Source organism: Tichowtungia aerotolerans (genome assembly GCF_009905215.1).
In the GTDB taxonomy this organism is placed as follows: domain Bacteria; phylum Verrucomicrobiota; class Kiritimatiellia; order Kiritimatiellales; family Tichowtungiaceae; genus Tichowtungia; species Tichowtungia aerotolerans.
In genome coordinates, this window is record NZ_CP047593.1 from 754,037 (window position 1) to 770,593 (window position 16,557).

Below are 16,557 nucleotides of genomic sequence, written 5' to 3' on the forward strand. Positions count from 1 at the left end.
CCCGAAAAGACAGGGCGCTTTTTAACAGCTCTATTCGGCTCGGCTTAGGCCTTCTGCGCCGCGAACAACTGGTTGATGCCTTTTTCGGCCAAATCCATCATCTGGGTCATCTGCTCTTTGGTAAAGGGCTCTTCCTCGGCGGTACCCTGCACTTCAACAAGACGGCCGGATGAGGTCATAACAACGTTCATATCGACTTCGGCTTTGGAGTCTTCGAAATAGCAGAGGTCGAGCAACGGCGTTTCTTTGTAGATTCCGACGCTGATGGCGGCGATGGCCTCTTTGATCGGATCTTCTTTGAGAAGTCCCTCTTTCATCAAGCGGTCAACAGCAAGGCGCAGGGCAACGTAACCGCCGGTGATGGACGCCGTACGGGTTCCGCCGTCGGCCTGAATCACATCACAGTCTATCGTGACCTGGCGCTTGCCGAGCTTCTGCAGATCAACCACCGCGCGCAGCGCGCGGCCGATCAGGCGCTGAATTTCCATCGTGCGTCCGCCGACCCGGCCGGTTTCGCGACGAAAGCGGTCAGAGGTGGCGCTCGGAAGCATGCCGTACTCGCAGGTGAGCCAGCCACCGGGCACGTTGTCGCGCCGCATCCACGGCGGAACACTCTCATCCACGCTGACCGCGCAGATAACTTTGGTGTTGCCCATTTCAACCAGCACCGAGGCTTTGGCGTTGATCGTGAAATCGCGGGTGAATTTTACAGAGCGCATTTCGTCCGGCGCGCGACCGTCGTATCGTTTTTCTTCCACGTTGATGAATTCCTCGAGGTTGATTCCGTTTTCGATTTTGTTAAAAGGTTTTTTGCTCATAAGGCCGCCGATTATGCGAAACCACCCCCTGATTGCAACGGGAAAACAGGTAAACCGCACGCTCATGCGCCGTCATGGCCTCAAAAACAATCTCCTAAATGTGATGAACAAAGTAGGTTATTATGTTATCAAAGACCGCGAAAGGGAAAGGAGATCCAGAAGTCATGAAAAAAATTCAGATATCTGCGATGACAATGGCTGTGATGGTCCTCGGCGTACAGGCTGCGTGGAAGGTCCAGAGCGGTCCGGATGGAAGAATGGTGAACTACGGACCTACCTGCGCTCTCGAAAAAGGCCCGGACGGACGTATGGTCTGCGTTCCGGACGGGTGGAAAGCCGAGAACGGCCCCGACGGACGACTCATCGAAATCCCTCCGGGCGGACGCGGAGAATACGGCCCGGACGGACGCATGATTGCGGTCCCGGACGGCTGGAGCTTCCAAACCGGTCCCGATCAACGCGGCGTTGCCATTCCGCCCGGCGGAACCACTGTGGTTGGCCCCGACCAGCGGATGATTGCCGTGCCCAAAGGCTGGAACTACGAAATAGGCTCAGACCAACGAGCGGTAGCCGCTCCGCCCGATGGAAAACTGATCAGCGGCGGAGACAACCGGCTGGCAGCGGTTCCCAAAGGATGGACCTATCGGGAAGGCGCTGACCGGCGCATTGTTGCCCTGCCGCCCGACAGTGAATACACGGAGGGCCCGGATGGCCATATTGTTCCGCAGCCGCCGGACGACTACCGGACCGATGACTATATGATGTATTACTTCATCCTGCAGCTTCAGGCCATTACTGCGCTCGATGAAGCGGATGAACTGCAGTAGAAACAAAACTCTCCTCTTGTGCATTGCCGCGGAAGGAGAGTTTCTGCACCTGCCAGGAAAAGGAGATTTGCATGGGACTTGCCGGTGAACTGGAAAAGCTGAATGCACTGAAGCAGGCCGACGCGATTTCGGAAGAGGAATATCAGCAGGCCAAGGACGCCCTGCTGGAACAAAACCGCCCGCGAACACCTGCGGCGGCCGTACTGGACGTCAACACGTGGAGTGTGTTTCTTCACCTGTCACAGTTCCTGACCTACCTGCTTCCGCTGGCCGGAATCGTTGCGCCGATCATTCTATGGCAACTTAAAAAAGACGAATCCTCCATCATTGATCGGCACGGGAAAATTGTCCTCAACTGGATTCTCACCGAATTGATTCTTTTTCTGGTCGCGATTCCGCTCTGCTTTGTGCTGATTGGGGTGCCGCTGATCTTCATCATCTCTGTGGCAGCAATTGTTTTCCCAATCATCGGAACCATCAAAGCCGGCAACGGCGAAATCTGGCCCTACCCCTGCTCCATCCGCTTTTTCAAATAACCGGGTTTTCCAAAACTTGGGCCTATCGCATAGGAGCACACAGATTTCTTCCAATGTCTGGAAAACAAGAAACACAAACCAACCGCCTCAAGCCCACACTCATAAAACTTTGCACTGAATATAAAATCTTGACATAAAAGTCGTGGTTTAAAGGAAGTTTATTATGAGTGAATCGATACCCGTTCGCAGCTTTCCCTCCTATGAGGAAGCTCACAAAGCATCCGCCCAACTGGAAGCGGAAAACATTTCCGGAAAAATCATTAAAGAAAGCTCTGGTCTCTTTTTCAGCCTGCTGGTCGCAAAAGAATACTCTGAAAAAGCCGCCGGCCTGCTTGAAGATTCGGGATTTGAACCCCCAGCAGAAAAGCTCCGGGCCAAACCTGTCCCAACTGATACACCTCATGGGTTCCCGTTCAGCAGAGTTTCTGCGACAGCCGTCAGACAGGCGATGGAGAAAAAAAAGCGCGGGCTGATATCGAAGATCCTAACCCTGGTTATCTCGCTTCTGATATTCGCCGGCGCGGGGCTTCTAACCGGCTCTCCGCTCAACCTGCTCATGCTCGTTCTGGTCCTTCTGATTCATGAAACAGGTCATTGGATCGGGATGAAAATTTTCCGCTACAACGATGTCCAAATGTTCTTCATTCCGGGATTTGGCGCGGCGGTCTCCGGAGAAGCAGCTACCCCCAGCGCTAAACACCAGGCCATTGTTTCATTACTGGGACCCGTTCCCGGCATTCTGATCGGAATTGCCTGCATTATCGGTTACGTTTTTTCAAAACAACAAATTCTACTGAGAACGGCAGACATGTTTTTGCTGATCAACAGCTTCAACCTGCTGCCAATTTATCCTTTGGATGGCGGTCGGTTTCTGGAGGCTGTTCTGTTCTCAAGACACCCCAAAGCAGAAATCGGCTTCAAACTGGTTACGGCATTGGCAATAGGTTTTATCGCCTTCCAGTGGAAAAGCGCAGCCTTAGGAGTTCTGGCCTATATCTCAATTGTATCCCTGAAGCAGGTCAAAGATGTCGCGGAAGTATCTAAACAGCTTCGGGCGGAGGTCCCTCCGGACCGCATAGAGACCCATCGCGAAATACCGGACCATTGGCTGAACCGGATCCTGTATGAACTGGACAAAAAACTGCCTGAGAACCAGAAAAGCCCGAGAGGATTTGCTTCTGCAGCACAAACCATCTGGAACCGAATCCATCTGCGCCATTGCTCAGCCAGAGCAACTGCGGGACTGACACTGATCTATCTGCTGTTTTTAGCGCCGTATACCGGAATTCTGGCATTAAACAAAATTGCGGCATCCATGCAGCAGGAAAAGAACTCTGCTCCCATGGGACAGCAAGCCACTGACAACCTCTGAACATAGCTTTTGATCCAGTCCCGGCCCTCTTTGAGAACACAAACAAATTTGCGTGCCCCGCTCACATCTGTTAGAACCTTCCCCCGAACGGAGAAAATTTATGAGCATTAAAGTGGTTATTCAAGGCGCGGCGGGTCGCATGGGCAAAACGCTGATTCGCTGCATTCAGGAACAAAAAGTGACCGGACTCAAGCTGGTCGGCGCAATTGATCTATGGGATGTTCCAGACATTGGAACAGATGCGGGCATTGCTGCAGGCACCAAAGAAGCCGGCGTTAAAATGAGCACCGACCTTGCCGCCGCTGCACCGGATGCAGATGTCATTATTGATTTCACCTCTCACTTCGGAACCTCCGGCAACGCCGAGCGCGTCGCTGAATGGGGAACCGCATGGGTGATCGGCACAACCGGTCTTTCCGACGAGGAACTCGCCGAAATACACAAAGCCTCTGAAAAAGTTCCGGTCGTTATGGCCGGCAACATGAGCCTCGGCATCAACCTGCTCTGCAATCTGGTAAAAGAAGCCGCCAAAGCGCTGCATGCCAAAGGCTATGACATCGAAGTGATCGAACGCCATCACAACCAGAAAGCCGACTCACCGAGCGGAACCGCGCTGATGCTCGGACAGGCCGCTGCCGACGGCGCGGGCCTCGACCTGAAAAAATCGCAGATGGACGGACGAACCGGTCATCCTGGCGCACGCACAAAAGAAGAGATCGGCTTCCATGCCGTACGCGGCGGCGACATCGTCGGCGACCACACGGTTCTGATGGCCGGCACCGGCGAAATGATCGAACTCTCTCACCGGGCAACCAGCCGCGAAACCTTCGCAATCGGCGCACTCAACGCCGGGAAATGGGTAGTCGGCCAGAAACCCGGGCTCTATAACATGAAAAACGTGCTCGGGCTGTAATATCAGTCGCAGCAACATTTGAGCAGAAACTGCAGCCGCAAAAACGGCTGCAGTTTTTTATTACCGACGGACTCTACACTCCATAGCTGTACCCAGAGGCCGCCCGACGCAAGAACAGAGTTTTATGGAGGATCCCAAAACGAAAGTGCGAAAGATTCTGGACACTACCCATAACGGAATCTCCTTTTGGTAGTTGTTTCTCACAAAAGCAAGATACCAAAAATTCCGTTATGACTCCTCGTCCCCCGGAAATGGGTCATGAACCAAAAAAAGCCCCTTGCTTCTGCAAGAGGCTTCAGGCGATACATTCTTCATAAATCAGATGAAGAGCATATCGGTGTAGCTCGGGAGCGGCCAAAGATCAGCCGGAACAATGGCTTCGAGAGCATCTGCTGCTGCACGAACTTCGTTCATGGCTGCAATCTTTGCTTTTTCACCTTCTGCAGCTTCGAGTACAGCAATGCCTGCAACGAGCTTCTCCAGGAGAACGGACATTTCATCAGTAACTCCTTTCACGGCGGAAACTGCGGAATACTCAGTGATTGCAGTAACTGCGGCAGGGATGATCATCGTTTTAGCGATATCAGCAGTAACACCCGCCTCGATCGCAATCAGCGTATCGTACGCTTCGGTGTAGCTGTTGTAACGAGACTCGAGCTCTTGGTTGCTCAGAACACCGTATTTGGAGAACAGAGCTTTAGCTTTATCTGTTGTCAGCGCTTCCAGAGCAGCTTCGGTATCAACGAGATTGGGAAGACCGCGCCTGGCAGCTTCCTCAAGCCATTCGGCGGTGTATCCGTCGCCATCGAAGAGAATGCGTTTGTGCTCTTTAATGATCTCCGCAAGGATATCCTGCAACGCAGCATTGAATTCGGCACCCCCAGCAACAGCAGTTTCGAGCCTGGTGCAGATGTAGTCGAAGGCTTCTGCCACGATCGTGTTGAGCACAACATTTGCACCGGCAGCACTCTGGTTAGAACCAACAGCACGGAACTCAAAACGGTTGCCAGTGAAAGCAAACGGAGAAGTACGGTTCCGGTCGGTATTGCCACGCGGCAGTTTCGGAAGATTGTCAACGCCCAATTCAATATGGCCGCCATCCTTGGAGCTGCTGGCGCCGCCGGCCTCGATCTGCTCGACAATGTCGGTCAGGCAGTCGCCAAGAAAGATGGAAACAACGGCCGGAGGAGCCTCATTGGCACCGAGACGGTGATCATTACCGGCGGATGCAACAGAAGCACGCAGAAGATCAGCGTGAGTGTCAACTGCTTTCATCAGCGCACAGATAATGGTCATGAACTTGGCGTTGGCGTGCGGAGTGTCTCCGGGCTTCAGCCAGTTTTTACCATCCGGCCCCATGATGGACCAGTTGTTGTGCTTGCCGGATCCATTGACGCCGGCAAACGGTTTTTCGTGCAGCAAGCAAATGAATCCATGCTTCTCGGCGGTGGTACGAAGCACTTCCATGGTAATCATATTGTGGTCAACAGAAACGTTAAGGGATTCGAAGACCGGAGCGATTTCAAACTGGGCAGGACACACCTCATTATGACGGGTTTTAGCCGGAACGCCGAGTTTCCAGAGCTCTGCGTCAAGATCAGCCATGAAGGCAGCAACGCGAGACTTAATGGATCCAAAGTAATGGTCATCGAGTTGCTGGTCTTTGTTGGCAGGCTTGCCAAAGAGTGTACGACCAGTCTGGATAAGGTCGGGGCGGGCTGCATAAAGCTCTTCATCGAGGAGGAAGTATTCCTGCTCGGATCCGAGAGTCGCGATGGCCATCTTATCGCCGCAGTCGATACCAAAGAGTTTACCAAGACGAACGGTCTGTTCAGAAAGAGCCTTCATGGAACGAAGCAGCGGAACTTTTTTGTCGAGGGCTTCACCGTGATACCCGCAAAAAACAGTCGGAATACAGAGCGTTGCCGCGCCGGCGCCGTCGTATTTGATGAAAGCCGGGCTGGTCGGGTCCCAACCTGTATAACCGCGAGCCTCGAAGGTAGCACGCAGTCCGCCAGAAGGGAAAGAAGAGGCATCCGGCTCACCCTGAATAAGTTCGTCCCCGGAGAACTGCGTTACAATGCCGCCTTTGAAATCAGGAAAGATGAAAGAGTCGTGTTTTTCAGCAGTAGCGCCGGTCAGCGGCTGAAACCAGTGAGTGTAGTGAGTCGCGCCTTTTTCCATGGCCCACTCTTTCATCGCTTCAGCAACTTCATCCGCAATTCCTGCATCCAGCGGCTTGCCGGTATTAATGGTTTCTTCAAGGGATTTAAATGTTGATTCCGAAAGACGCTCACGCATCACTCTCGGCCCAAACACATTTTCTCCGAACAGCTCTGTTGTATTTGCCATGTTACTTCTCCTTGCGCTAAGCGCTTTCTCAATTCAGCTAAAGCAATGACCTTCTTCCAATCGAATAAAGATCAGGTATTTATTTACAGCAGGACACATGCCTCTTCGACCCATCGGAATAACGCAACGCATAAGATATTTATATGAAACGACTTACAAAACCAACACTCCACGAGACACTTGTTACACTCCGGAATAACAGTTACACAAATGTGCAAAACCGGGCAGCCTTGTTACATTTCTGGCCCACTCGCGTTGCCTTCCAGCTGCCGGATTCTTTTTTCCAGCACAGCTACCCGATCTTTTAACTTTGGAAGCAACATGGAGGCGGCGACATTCCTCTTAAACTTCTGAGCAGGCATCGCCGGCATCCCCATCACATATTCTCCAGGAGGAACATCTTTGGAAACGCCGGCCTTCCCGGCAACCACAGCGCCGGCACCCACTTTCAAATGACCGGCAACCGCTGCCTGACCAGCCAGAATAACTCGATCGCCGATCGTCGTACTCCCGGCGATACCAACCTGCGCAATGATTACCGCGTGATCCCCAATAGTCACATTGTGTGCAATCTGGACCAGATTATCTATTTTCACGCCGTTTCCGATGCGGGTCTTTCCAAAGCGTGCCCGGTCAATACAGACATTCGCACCGATCTCCACATCATTTCCGATCTGTACAATTCCAATCTGGTTGATTTTCGTTCGGACACCATCTGCATCGACCGAATAGCCAAACCCGTCACTGCCGACAACCGTCCCGTTATGAATGATAACGCGACTGCCGATCTCCGCTCCTTCTCGAATGGAAACCTGCGGATACAAAAAACTGTCTTCGGCGATGCAAACCCGGTACCCAATATAACACTGTGCAGAGATCACAGATCCGGAACCGATTTTGACGCCAGGCTCGATGACACAATACGGCCCCACACTGACCCCTTCGCCCAGCTCAACATCTTCAGCAACCACTGCTGTTGGATGCACTCCCGGAGCGGGTCGAGGCACCGGCGTATAAAACAGCGCAGCGGCAGATGCAAAAGCGGCATCTGGATTTTTACAACGAACCAGTACCGACGAGCAGTCGGCAGACCAATCTTCCGGCACAATCACTGCACCCGCAGTTGTCGCAGCCGCCGCCAGCGCATATTTCGGATTGGCTACAAAGCTGATTTGGTCAGCCGTCGCCTCATCAATCGCAGCGACGCCACAAATTTCAACATTGCCGTCTCCTTCAAGGAGACCGCCGATTTTTTCAGTGAGTTCACTCAGTTTCATTAGATTCCGCCGCCCCTTCTGCATCCACTGTCCCCAGCAGGCTTTCTCCATCGCTCAGCAGCGCTTCTCCGTTCTGCAGGTCCGGCTGCTTACTGTTCAGCATAGTCAAAACCGTCTCTGTAATATCGACATCAGGATGAGTGTAAATAAAAACTCCGACGGCTGCCCGGCGGGTTGAACTGTCGATGACAGCCTGCAACCCTTCCTGCTTGGCATATTCGACAACGGTCTCCCGAATTTCATCCATAAGCGTTTGGCTCATTCGGGAAACCTGCATCTGCGCCTGTTGCTTCCGGCGGTCCGTAAACTCCTTGATTTCCTGTTCTTTGGAGCGCAGGTCGATCAGGCGTTCTTCGTAAAGGATTCGTTTCCCATCCCGGATTTCCTGAGACAGCGTCACATCGCGAGCTTCTTTCTTAAGCCGATCGACGTCTTCGCTGATTTGGGTCATCTCATCAACCATGGCCTGGCGTTCGGTATCAGAATCCTTCTGCTGAGCTTCCATCTTTGATTTGGCGAGACGTGTCTTATAGAACTCATTGAACACCCGCTCCAGATCAACAAAAACAATGCGCTCCTCAGCGGAAACCGTTCCACAAACCAGCATGAGAGTAATGATAGACCAAAGAATTTTTTTCATATCGCGACTCTTTTCTTAATTAAAACGTATATCCCAACATAAAGTTCCAACGAGGGCTGGCATTTTCATTGTACTCATCGGTCAGATGAGGAAACGCATAATCCAGCCTCAACGGGAACATGGGCAGGTCAAACCTTGCTCCGATACCGTAACAGGAATTAATCTCCGGATCAAAGAATTCGAAAGGATCTTCTCCGACAGCACCAATATCGTAGAAAATTGCGCCGCGGATTTTATCCCAAAGCGGCACCGTATACTCCGCACTGGCAAACCAGCTGGCTCGCCCTCCATAGGGCTCGTTATTGTTGTTCGGGTCACGCGGACTGACATCGCGATAATCAAATCCGCGGAGAGTGCGCGGGCCACCAAGGTACAGCCGGTCAAAAATCGGGACCTCCTCATCTCCGTATGAGTCCACCGAACTCAAAGATCCCCGCACATTCAGCACATGATCATTCCACAGAGGCCAGAACTGTGAGGTTTTGGCTTCGGTCAAAACAGTTTCGACATCTCCCCCCAACGGTCCCCCGGCAACTTCCACACTTATCGAACTCTGATTCCCGCGAGTAGGAATGAAAAACTGGTCGCGGGTATCACGGGAAACGGTAGCGCCCACCGTCGATTTAAGACTGCTGCCCGCCTGAGTGGCCAGGAAAGAATTACTTGGCGCTGTAATATCCTGCACATCAAAATTCTCCAGAGAATAGCTGAGTGTTCCACGGACGAACGGCCCTAGAGGTTTACTAAGCGAAACCCGAGCGCCGGTCGTTTCCAAATCATAATCATCACTGTAATACTCAGCGGTCCGATGATAAAGGTCGACACCAAGAGACAGCTTGCGATCCAGAAACCAGGGTTCAACAAAAGATACCTCAACATCGTTTCGAGACGATCCTGCCTGAACGCGAACCTTCATTTTCTGCCCATCGCCAACCGGAGGCCAGTGCTTAATATCAAAGTTTCCATGAGACAGTTCAGCAAAGCCAACTAAAGCATCCACGCTGGAAAACCCGGCGCCGATCAGGAAACTGCCCATCGCTTTTTCTTTCACCTTGAAAGCCAGATCATACGTATTGGTTCCTTCTGCCGGAACATAGGAGCTGTCGACGCTTTCAAAATATCCAAGATTTTTCAGACGGCGTTCACTGGTCTCCACCTTCTGCTCATGGAACTTTTCGCCGGGGAATACTGCCAGCTCTCGGCGAATAACCTCATCTTTTGTTTTTTCATTTCCGCGAATATCAATCTTATGAATGGTCGCCAGCCGGCCTTCCTGAATCTGCAGCGTCACATCAGCAACCAGCGTATCCGGATTCGTCTGAATGACCGGCACAACCCAACTGCGAACATATCCCCGGTTTCCATAATAACGACGAACCGCCGCAGCGGCAGCATCCAGAGCAGACTGCGCCGCGATATCTCCCGACTTCAAAAAAATCTGTTTTTTAAGCACATCCGGCTCAAAAAGCTCCGCACCCTCCAACTCGATTTTTCCAATCCGGTACTGTCCCCCCTCCGAAATCCGATAGGTCAACTCCAGTCGGCCACGACCATGCGAATCGACTTCCGGCGCTTCCACAGAGACGTCCAGAAACCCTTTATCCATATAAAACTTCTGAAGAACCGCAAGGTCTGCATCCACCAGCTCCGGACGATAAGCTCCAAACCACGGTGTAATCCAGAATGTTTCTTTCTGGTTCAACTGACTGCGCACTTCATTGGAAACAAACCACGCATCTTCTTTAGAGGAACTCCCCAGCGAAGGAACCAGTCTTTTGAAAAAACGACCCGTCTTCGCAGCAAAGCTGTCACTTAAAAAACGATCTCCCTCCAACGTGATTTTTTTTACACGCAGCTTCTCCCCTTCATCCACAGAAACCTGCAGATCCGCAGCACCCGTTTCTTCATCCGGCGTCAGATTCCAGGTGGCCGCTGCGTCGGGATACTTGTGCTCCCTGCAGTAAGCTTCCAGCTTGTGCACTTTTTCGCCGACAATCGCATCATCGACATAATCGCCCAAATTGAGCTCGAGCTGATTCTTCAGTTTCCGGCTGCTGATTTTCTTTGCCCCGACGACCTCGATCTTCCGAAGACGGAAGCGCGGAACCACACTGTAGACAAGAGTCAGGCGCCCGTCGTCCTGTTCAATAAATGCGCGAACATATGAAAACCGGCCGGAGCGGCGAAGATTATCGACATCCTTGGCAACCGCGGTGTTCAGCTGATCCTCATTGTCCACCGCCTGCCCGGCTTGCAACGAGGTATACGCACGAACAAAAGAGGCATCGAGCTCCACTTTCTCTGGATTCTCAATGCGAATATCATCAATCGTAACAGCGGCCCATCCAGCAGAAGACAGCAGCATGCCTCCAACAAACAAACGTACAAACCGGCATGTCTTTTTCGTCATAAGCTCTCTCATTCCATTTCATCTGCGGCGTGCCGCATATCGCGATCCTCAAAGCGGGTGAATTCCTTAAAAAAGTTCATTTCGACCGTACCGGTCGGGCCGTTACGATGTTTGGCCACAATCACCTCTGCCAAGGGGTCATCTTCATCCACATCCCCCTTGTGGGCATCATTAAACGCCGGACGTGTCAGGAGCAGCACCACGTCGGCGTCCTGCTCAATCGCTCCGGAGTCACGAAGGTCGGAAAGGCGCGGTTTTCCGTCTCGTCCTCCCTGCTCGGGAGCACGGCTGAGCTGACTGAGAATCAGAACCGGAACGTTCAGATCCTTCGCCATCTTTTTAATTGTATTCGAGATAGAAGCGGTTTCCTGCTGGCGACCGTCCCGCATGCGGCGTTTATCGTGCAGAAGCTGAAGATAGTCGATGACAACCAGGTCAATGTCGTACACGCGCTTCATACGCCGTGCCCGGGAAAACATATCCATCACATCCAGACCGGCAGAATCGTCCACCACGATTTTTGCTTTGCCCAGCTGGTCGGCAGCACTGACCAGTTTGCCGTGATCCGACTTATGAATTTCTTCGCGCCAGGCCGGAATGCGCGCTTTACTGAACAGCATGCGTCGCACCAGCTGTTCCTGCGACATTTCCAGGCTGAATACTCCGACAGAAAACTTTTTGTGTTCTTTATTTTTTCCCAGCGCGGCATTTTCAGCAATGTTCATCGCCAGCGAGGTTTTCCCCATCGATGGACGGGCGGCGAGAACAATCATGTCGGTTTGATGTAACCCGCGGAGCTTTCCATCGAGGCCGTGATATCCGGTGGGAACCCCGAAGGACTGTTTCTGGTCCAGCTTTGCCATCGTCATGGCAACCGAGTCCTTCCAGTCCTCGGTTTTACTGATCTGCTGTCCGCTCAGTTCAAAAAAAGCGGATTCAGTTCGACTGAGAATTCCTTCCGCTTCTTCATCCGTTTCCGTATAGCAGCGGTCAATGGCCGCAGTTGCTTCTTCGATGATATTACGAAGCAGATGCTTCTGGCGTATAAACCCGATGTAATATTCGGCATGGGCCGATGTGGGAGTACTGTCAATCAGGCCTTCCAGAAAAACATAGCCGCCCACAGAATCGAGGCGGCCGTTTTTCTTCAGGTATTCGCCGACCGTGAGCAAGTCAACGGCCTTCCCTGATTGCGTCATCTCCTGAAGCTGTTCGAAAAGATGCCGATGTGCCGGAACGTGGAAGGAGTCGGCAGAGATCTGATTGTCCGAGCAGAGCTCGAGCACCTTTTCCGAATCGATCAGAGCGGAGCCGAGAACCCCCCGTTCCGCTTCTTCACTATAGGGCGGAAGACGATATCCGCTCTGATCGATCGAACTCATTCCTCAACAATCCAGACCTTCAGTGCAGCCTGCACTTCCGGGTGGAGGCTGATTTCCACATCGAATACTCCGAGTTCATGAAGCGGGGCAGCCAACTTGAGCTGGGTGCTTTCCAGTTGAATATCCTGTTCGGCCAGTTTTTCAGCAATCTGGGCCGCAGTCACCGAACCGAACAGCTTGCCGTTCTCTGTGGTTTTTACTGCAATTGTGCAGGACACATTCTCAAATTTCTTTGCCAGCTCTTCCGCAGCAGACTTTTCCTTTTTCATCAGCTCAAGACGCTCAAGACGCTTTTTCTCAATCTGACGTTTTTTTCCTTCGGTCACCAGCGAGGCAATTCCGCGAGGAAACAGAAAGTTGCGGGCGTACCCATCAGCAACGCTGACAACATCCCCTTCAATTCCGAGTCCGGGAACCGCATCCATCAACAAAACTTCTACAGCCATTTTCTTTCTCCAATCTGTATTCTTAGCGAAGCAGGCCCATCACACGTGCACGGCGAATGGCCCGTTTGACTTCACGCTGCTGCTTTGATGTCACACCGGTGTAGCGGCGCGAAAGAATTTTGCCGCGATCGGTCATAAACTTGCGGAGAAGTTCCGCATCCTTGTAATCCACTTCCGTCACGCCTTCGAGCAGGCGGCCGTTTTTTTCCTCTTTATTATAAGCCATGGTCATATCCTTTCCTTATCAAAACGGAATGTCGTCGTCATCACCAGTCGGAGTCGAAGCTTCCTGCGGTGCCGAAGGTGCAGATGACGGAGCATCTGAGGCTCCATCCCGCTTCGGCGCACCGAGAAACTGAACCCGGTCCGCACGCACCCGCAGCTTGCTGCGTTTTTCACCCTGCTGATTTTCCCACTGATCGAGTTTCAGGCGGCCCTCAACAAAAACCGGCGATCCTTTATAAAGGTATTCAGCACAGGTTTCGGCCTGGCGGGCCCACACTTCCACATCCACAAAAACCGTGCTCTCCACTGTTTCGCCGGCTTTGTTTTTGTAACTCTCATTCACAGCCAGTCCGAGGTCCCCTACAGCCGTTCCCGACGGGGTGTAACGCACCTCGGGATCACGGGTCAGATTACCCATCAGAAAGACTCGATTCAGTGTCGACATGTTACGCCTCCTGCGCGATCTCCGACTCTTCCTTCTTTACAAACTGAGCACGAAATACGTTCGTGGCAAGTTTCAGGCGGTGCTTGAACGCAGGAATCTTCAGGCCGTCCATGCGGAACATAATAATGGCGTAGATGCCCGCTTTTTTCTTTTTCATCGGACGTGCGAATGAACGCTTTCCGAGACGGGTTGAGCTTTCCAGCGACCCCTCGAGTTTCTCCAGCTCGGTTTTCACCGCGTCGATTGCCTGATCCAGATCTTCTTCACTCAGCGTTTCCGGAAAAATAAACAGTCCTTCATACAATGCTTTCAATGTCTCTCTCCTTGCTCCTCTATCCTCTATTAAAACGGTTCATCGCGCGCTCAACTCCATTAGCGCACGCTGCCTCCACTGCGTCAGCCGCCTGGCCAACCACATCGGCCAGTTCTCTCTGTTCTTCGGCCGAAAACGGACCTAGAACGTGTTCAGAGAGCGACACCTTATCAGGTTTCGATCCGATTCCAACCCGAATCCTGCCGAAAGCACCGTCCCCCAGCGCGTTCAGAACCGACTGCACACCATTGTGCCCGCCGGCCGATCCCTGCGCACGAACACGCAGCCGGCCCCACGCCAGGGCCGTATCATCAAATACCAGCAACAGGTCTGCCGCAGTCCCTTTCCCCTTGCGAAGCATCGGCCCGACGGCCGCTCCGCTGCGGTTCATATAGGTCTGCGGCTTTACCAGCTGCACCGGCTCTTCGCCGATCTTCCCTTTCGCGATCCGGGCGGGGAAGCGCCAGCTCCTGCGAAAGGAAAGGCCGTTCCGGGCGGCGAGTTCATCCAGCACCAGAAACCCAATATTGTGGCGGGTCATTTCGTATTCCCGCCCTGGATTTCCAAGCCCGACGATCCACTTCACTCAGACGGCCTCCGGAAAAAACGGAATTACTCCGCTCCTTCTTTTTTCTCTGTAATCACTTCCGGTCCAGCGCCTTCAGCGCCCTCTTCGCCTTCTGTCTCTGCAGCAAGACGCGGAGCCAGCACCGAAGTCACAACAATATCTTCGTCAGCCAGAATCGTGTATTTCGAAGTATCGATGCTGATGTCCTTCACGGTCATCACATCGCCGATCTTCAGGGCGCTCACATCCACTTCGATCTTTTCCAGAATATCGGCAGGCAGGCATTCGACGTCCAATGAGTAGAGGGAGTGATCAAGAATCCCTCCCTGACTTTTCACACCTTCGGCCTCGCCAACCGGCTCCACCGGGACCTGCACCTTGATTTTTTTATTGAGCGCAACTTCCAGGAAGTCCACGTGAATCACATTGCCGGAAAGCGGGTCGTGCTGAACATCCTTGAGCAGAACCGACTCGGTTTTTCCGTCCAGTTCAATTTCCACCATCATCTGCTCACCAGCATGGTGATGAAGCATCTGTTCAAACTCATGAGCCGGCAGGCTAACCGGGCGGGCTTCGCCGCCGTCTCCGTACACCACACCCGGGATCTGTCCATCGCGGCGCATACGGCGCGCATTAGACGAACCCTTCAGCTCTCTGCTGCTTACAATCATTTTCGCGTCCATAATCTTTTTCTCCTCTACGTAATTTCAAAAAGCGATGTCACCGAGCTGTTGCTGTGAATACGCTGAATGGCTTCGGCCAGCAGTTCAGCAACCGAAAGCACCTTGACTTTTTCACCGACATCACAGCGCTGCGGAACGCTGTCTGTAATCACAAGCTCTTCAATCGGCGAATTGGCCAAACGCTCCACACCCTTGCAGTTCAGCAGCGAATGGCTCACGACAGCCCGAATGGATGCCGCTCCGGCGTCGACCAGCAGGCGGGCCGCCGCAGTCAGCGTGCCCGCAGTGGAGGTCATATCGTCCACCAGCACCGCATTGCAGCCTTTTACATTTCCTACCAAATGGGTGGCCGCGACATCTTCAGCGCTCTTGCGCTCCTTGCCGACCACAGCCACACCGGCGCCAAGCATATCTGCATAGGCCGCAGCCTGCTTCATTCCACCGGTATCCGGAGCAACCACGACAAGATTTTCCGGTGTTTTTTCGCGTAAATACTTCACAATCACCGGTGCCGCATACAGATGATCCACCGGAATATCAAAAAAGCCCTGAATCTGCTGAGCGTGCAGGTCCATCGTCAGAATGCGGTTAATGCCGGCGGCAACCAGCAGGTTGGCAACCAGTTTAGCCGTAATCGGCACACGCGGCTGATCCTTGCGGTCCTGGCGCGCATAGCCGTAATAAGGAAGAACTGCCGTAATGCGTTTGGCCGAGGCTCGCTTGGCCGCATCGATCATAATCAGCAGCTCCATCAGGTTATCATTCGGCGGAAACGAAGTCGGCTGAATGATAAATACATCCCGTCCGCGGATATTTTCCGTGATTTTCACGAAAATCTCACCATCAGGAAATTTACGGATCTCTGCGGCACAAAGCTCCGTACCGACGGCCTTTGCGATCCGCCGAGCCAGATCCTGATGCGCTGTCCCTGCTAGAATTTTCACTGTTCTATCCTTTATATAGGAGATTTTGCCCGACCAGGACTCGAACCTGGACGCCAAGAATCAAAATCTTGTGTGCTACCATTACACTATCGGGCAGCCTTTTTAACCCAAAAAAACACCCCTCCCTTTCGAGAGAAGCGTTGAACCATAAGAAGAGGCCCCACCCTTGTCAATTAAAACAGGTAATGAACCGCAAGCAGTAAAATCGCAACCCCCGCCTCAATAAAAGCGACCACAGGGATATTGATTTTAGGCGCTATTTTCGAAAAACGGTCGTGATTCCACAGCCCAAACGACGCATCCAGCAGTAAAACAACTGCAATCCAAAACCTGATTACCCCCCAATTCATCGCAAAAAAACTCCTTTCTCTCCGCGCATCCAGCTTTTTTTTTCAGAAACCGGAAA

17 protein-coding genes and 1 tRNA gene are annotated in these 16,557 nt (G+C 52.6%); 4 read left to right on the forward strand and 14 right to left on the reverse strand.

All coding sequences use genetic code 11. The features are described from left to right. Positions 1-44: 44 nt before the first annotated feature. Positions 45-818: a ribonuclease PH gene (rph, locus tag GT409_RS03205; protein ID WP_160626886.1), complete on the reverse strand. Its 774-nt coding sequence runs from the start codon at positions 816-818 to the stop codon at positions 45-47. Between the two features lie 164 nt (positions 819-982). Here rph and GT409_RS03210 point away from each other — a divergent pair, with 164 nt between their 5' ends. From GT409_RS03210 to dapB, 4 genes are all read left to right on the forward strand, one after another. Continuing rightward, complete coding sequence (locus GT409_RS03210; RefSeq protein WP_160626888.1) at positions 983-1,645, forward strand: collagen-like domain-containing protein; 663 nt, start codon at positions 983-985, stop codon at positions 1,643-1,645. Positions 1,646-1,716: 71 nt separating this feature from the next. Next, on the forward strand, positions 1,717-2,181 hold the full coding sequence (locus GT409_RS03215) for a DUF4870 domain-containing protein (RefSeq protein WP_160626890.1): 465 nt from the start codon (positions 1,717-1,719) through the stop codon (positions 2,179-2,181). Between the two features lie 163 nt (positions 2,182-2,344). Then, on the forward strand, positions 2,345-3,553 hold the full coding sequence (locus GT409_RS03220) for a site-2 protease family protein (protein ID WP_160626892.1): 1,209 nt from the start codon (positions 2,345-2,347) through the stop codon (positions 3,551-3,553). Positions 3,554-3,653: 100 nt separating this feature from the next. Beyond that, the gene (gene dapB, locus GT409_RS03225) at positions 3,654-4,466 is read left to right on the forward strand and encodes a 4-hydroxy-tetrahydrodipicolinate reductase (RefSeq protein WP_160626894.1); all 813 of its coding nucleotides are present in this window, start codon (positions 3,654-3,656) and stop codon (positions 4,464-4,466) included. A gap of 318 nt (positions 4,467-4,784) precedes the next feature. Here the strand turns inward: dapB and GT409_RS03230 are convergent, their stop codons facing one another. The 13 genes from GT409_RS03230 to GT409_RS03290 all read right to left on the reverse strand — a co-directional run bounded on the left by GT409_RS03230 (position 4,785) and on the right by GT409_RS03290 (position 16,247). Continuing rightward, positions 4,785-6,818 (reverse strand): glutamine synthetase III family protein, encoded by a 2,034-nt coding sequence (locus GT409_RS03230; RefSeq protein WP_160626896.1) that lies wholly within the window; start codon positions 6,816-6,818, stop codon positions 4,785-4,787. Between the two features lie 233 nt (positions 6,819-7,051). Then, a complete protein-coding gene (lpxD, locus tag GT409_RS03235; protein WP_160626898.1) occupies positions 7,052-8,095 on the reverse strand; it encodes a UDP-3-O-(3-hydroxymyristoyl)glucosamine N-acyltransferase in 1,044 nt (347 codons plus the stop codon). Next, positions 8,082-8,735, reverse strand: a complete 654-nt coding sequence (locus tag GT409_RS03240; RefSeq protein WP_160626900.1) for an OmpH family outer membrane protein — start codon at positions 8,733-8,735, stop codon at positions 8,082-8,084. The genes lpxD and GT409_RS03240 overlap by 14 nt, the downstream gene beginning before the upstream one ends. A gap of 19 nt (positions 8,736-8,754) precedes the next feature. Further along, the gene (bamA, locus tag GT409_RS03245) at positions 8,755-11,145 is read right to left on the reverse strand and encodes an outer membrane protein assembly factor BamA (protein ID WP_160626902.1); all 2,391 of its coding nucleotides are present in this window, start codon (positions 11,143-11,145) and stop codon (positions 8,755-8,757) included. Positions 11,146-11,153: 8 nt separating this feature from the next. Next, a complete protein-coding gene (gene dnaB, locus GT409_RS03250) occupies positions 11,154-12,527 on the reverse strand; it encodes a replicative DNA helicase (protein WP_160626904.1) in 1,374 nt (457 codons plus the stop codon). Further along, positions 12,524-12,973: a 50S ribosomal protein L9 gene (gene rplI, locus GT409_RS03255; protein WP_233231594.1), complete on the reverse strand. Its 450-nt coding sequence runs from the start codon at positions 12,971-12,973 to the stop codon at positions 12,524-12,526. Before rplI ends, dnaB begins: the two co-directional genes overlap by 4 nt. A gap of 22 nt (positions 12,974-12,995) precedes the next feature. Further along, positions 12,996-13,199, reverse strand: coding sequence for a 30S ribosomal protein S18 (gene rpsR, locus GT409_RS03260; protein ID WP_269844975.1), 204 nt, complete (start codon positions 13,197-13,199; stop codon positions 12,996-12,998). An 18-nt stretch (positions 13,200-13,217) separates the two neighbouring features. Continuing rightward, the gene (locus GT409_RS03265; protein ID WP_160626907.1) at positions 13,218-13,643 is read right to left on the reverse strand and encodes a single-stranded DNA-binding protein; all 426 of its coding nucleotides are present in this window, start codon (positions 13,641-13,643) and stop codon (positions 13,218-13,220) included. A 1-nt stretch (position 13,644) separates the two neighbouring features. Beyond that, positions 13,645-13,956, reverse strand: coding sequence for a 30S ribosomal protein S6 (rpsF, locus tag GT409_RS03270; protein ID WP_160626909.1), 312 nt, complete (start codon positions 13,954-13,956; stop codon positions 13,645-13,647). 19 nt (positions 13,957-13,975) lie between these two features. Then, a complete protein-coding gene (gene pth / locus GT409_RS03275; protein ID WP_160626911.1) occupies positions 13,976-14,542 on the reverse strand; it encodes an aminoacyl-tRNA hydrolase in 567 nt (188 codons plus the stop codon). A 26-nt stretch (positions 14,543-14,568) separates the two neighbouring features. Next, positions 14,569-15,207 (reverse strand): 50S ribosomal protein L25/general stress protein Ctc, encoded by a 639-nt coding sequence (locus GT409_RS03280; RefSeq protein WP_160626912.1) that lies wholly within the window; start codon positions 15,205-15,207, stop codon positions 14,569-14,571. Positions 15,208-15,221: 14 nt separating this feature from the next. Continuing rightward, complete coding sequence (locus GT409_RS03285; RefSeq protein ID WP_160626914.1) at positions 15,222-16,151, reverse strand: ribose-phosphate diphosphokinase; 930 nt, start codon at positions 16,149-16,151, stop codon at positions 15,222-15,224. A gap of 25 nt (positions 16,152-16,176) precedes the next feature. Continuing rightward, positions 16,177-16,247 (reverse strand) — tRNA-Gln (locus tag GT409_RS03290). Positions 16,248-16,557 lie beyond the last annotated feature (310 nt).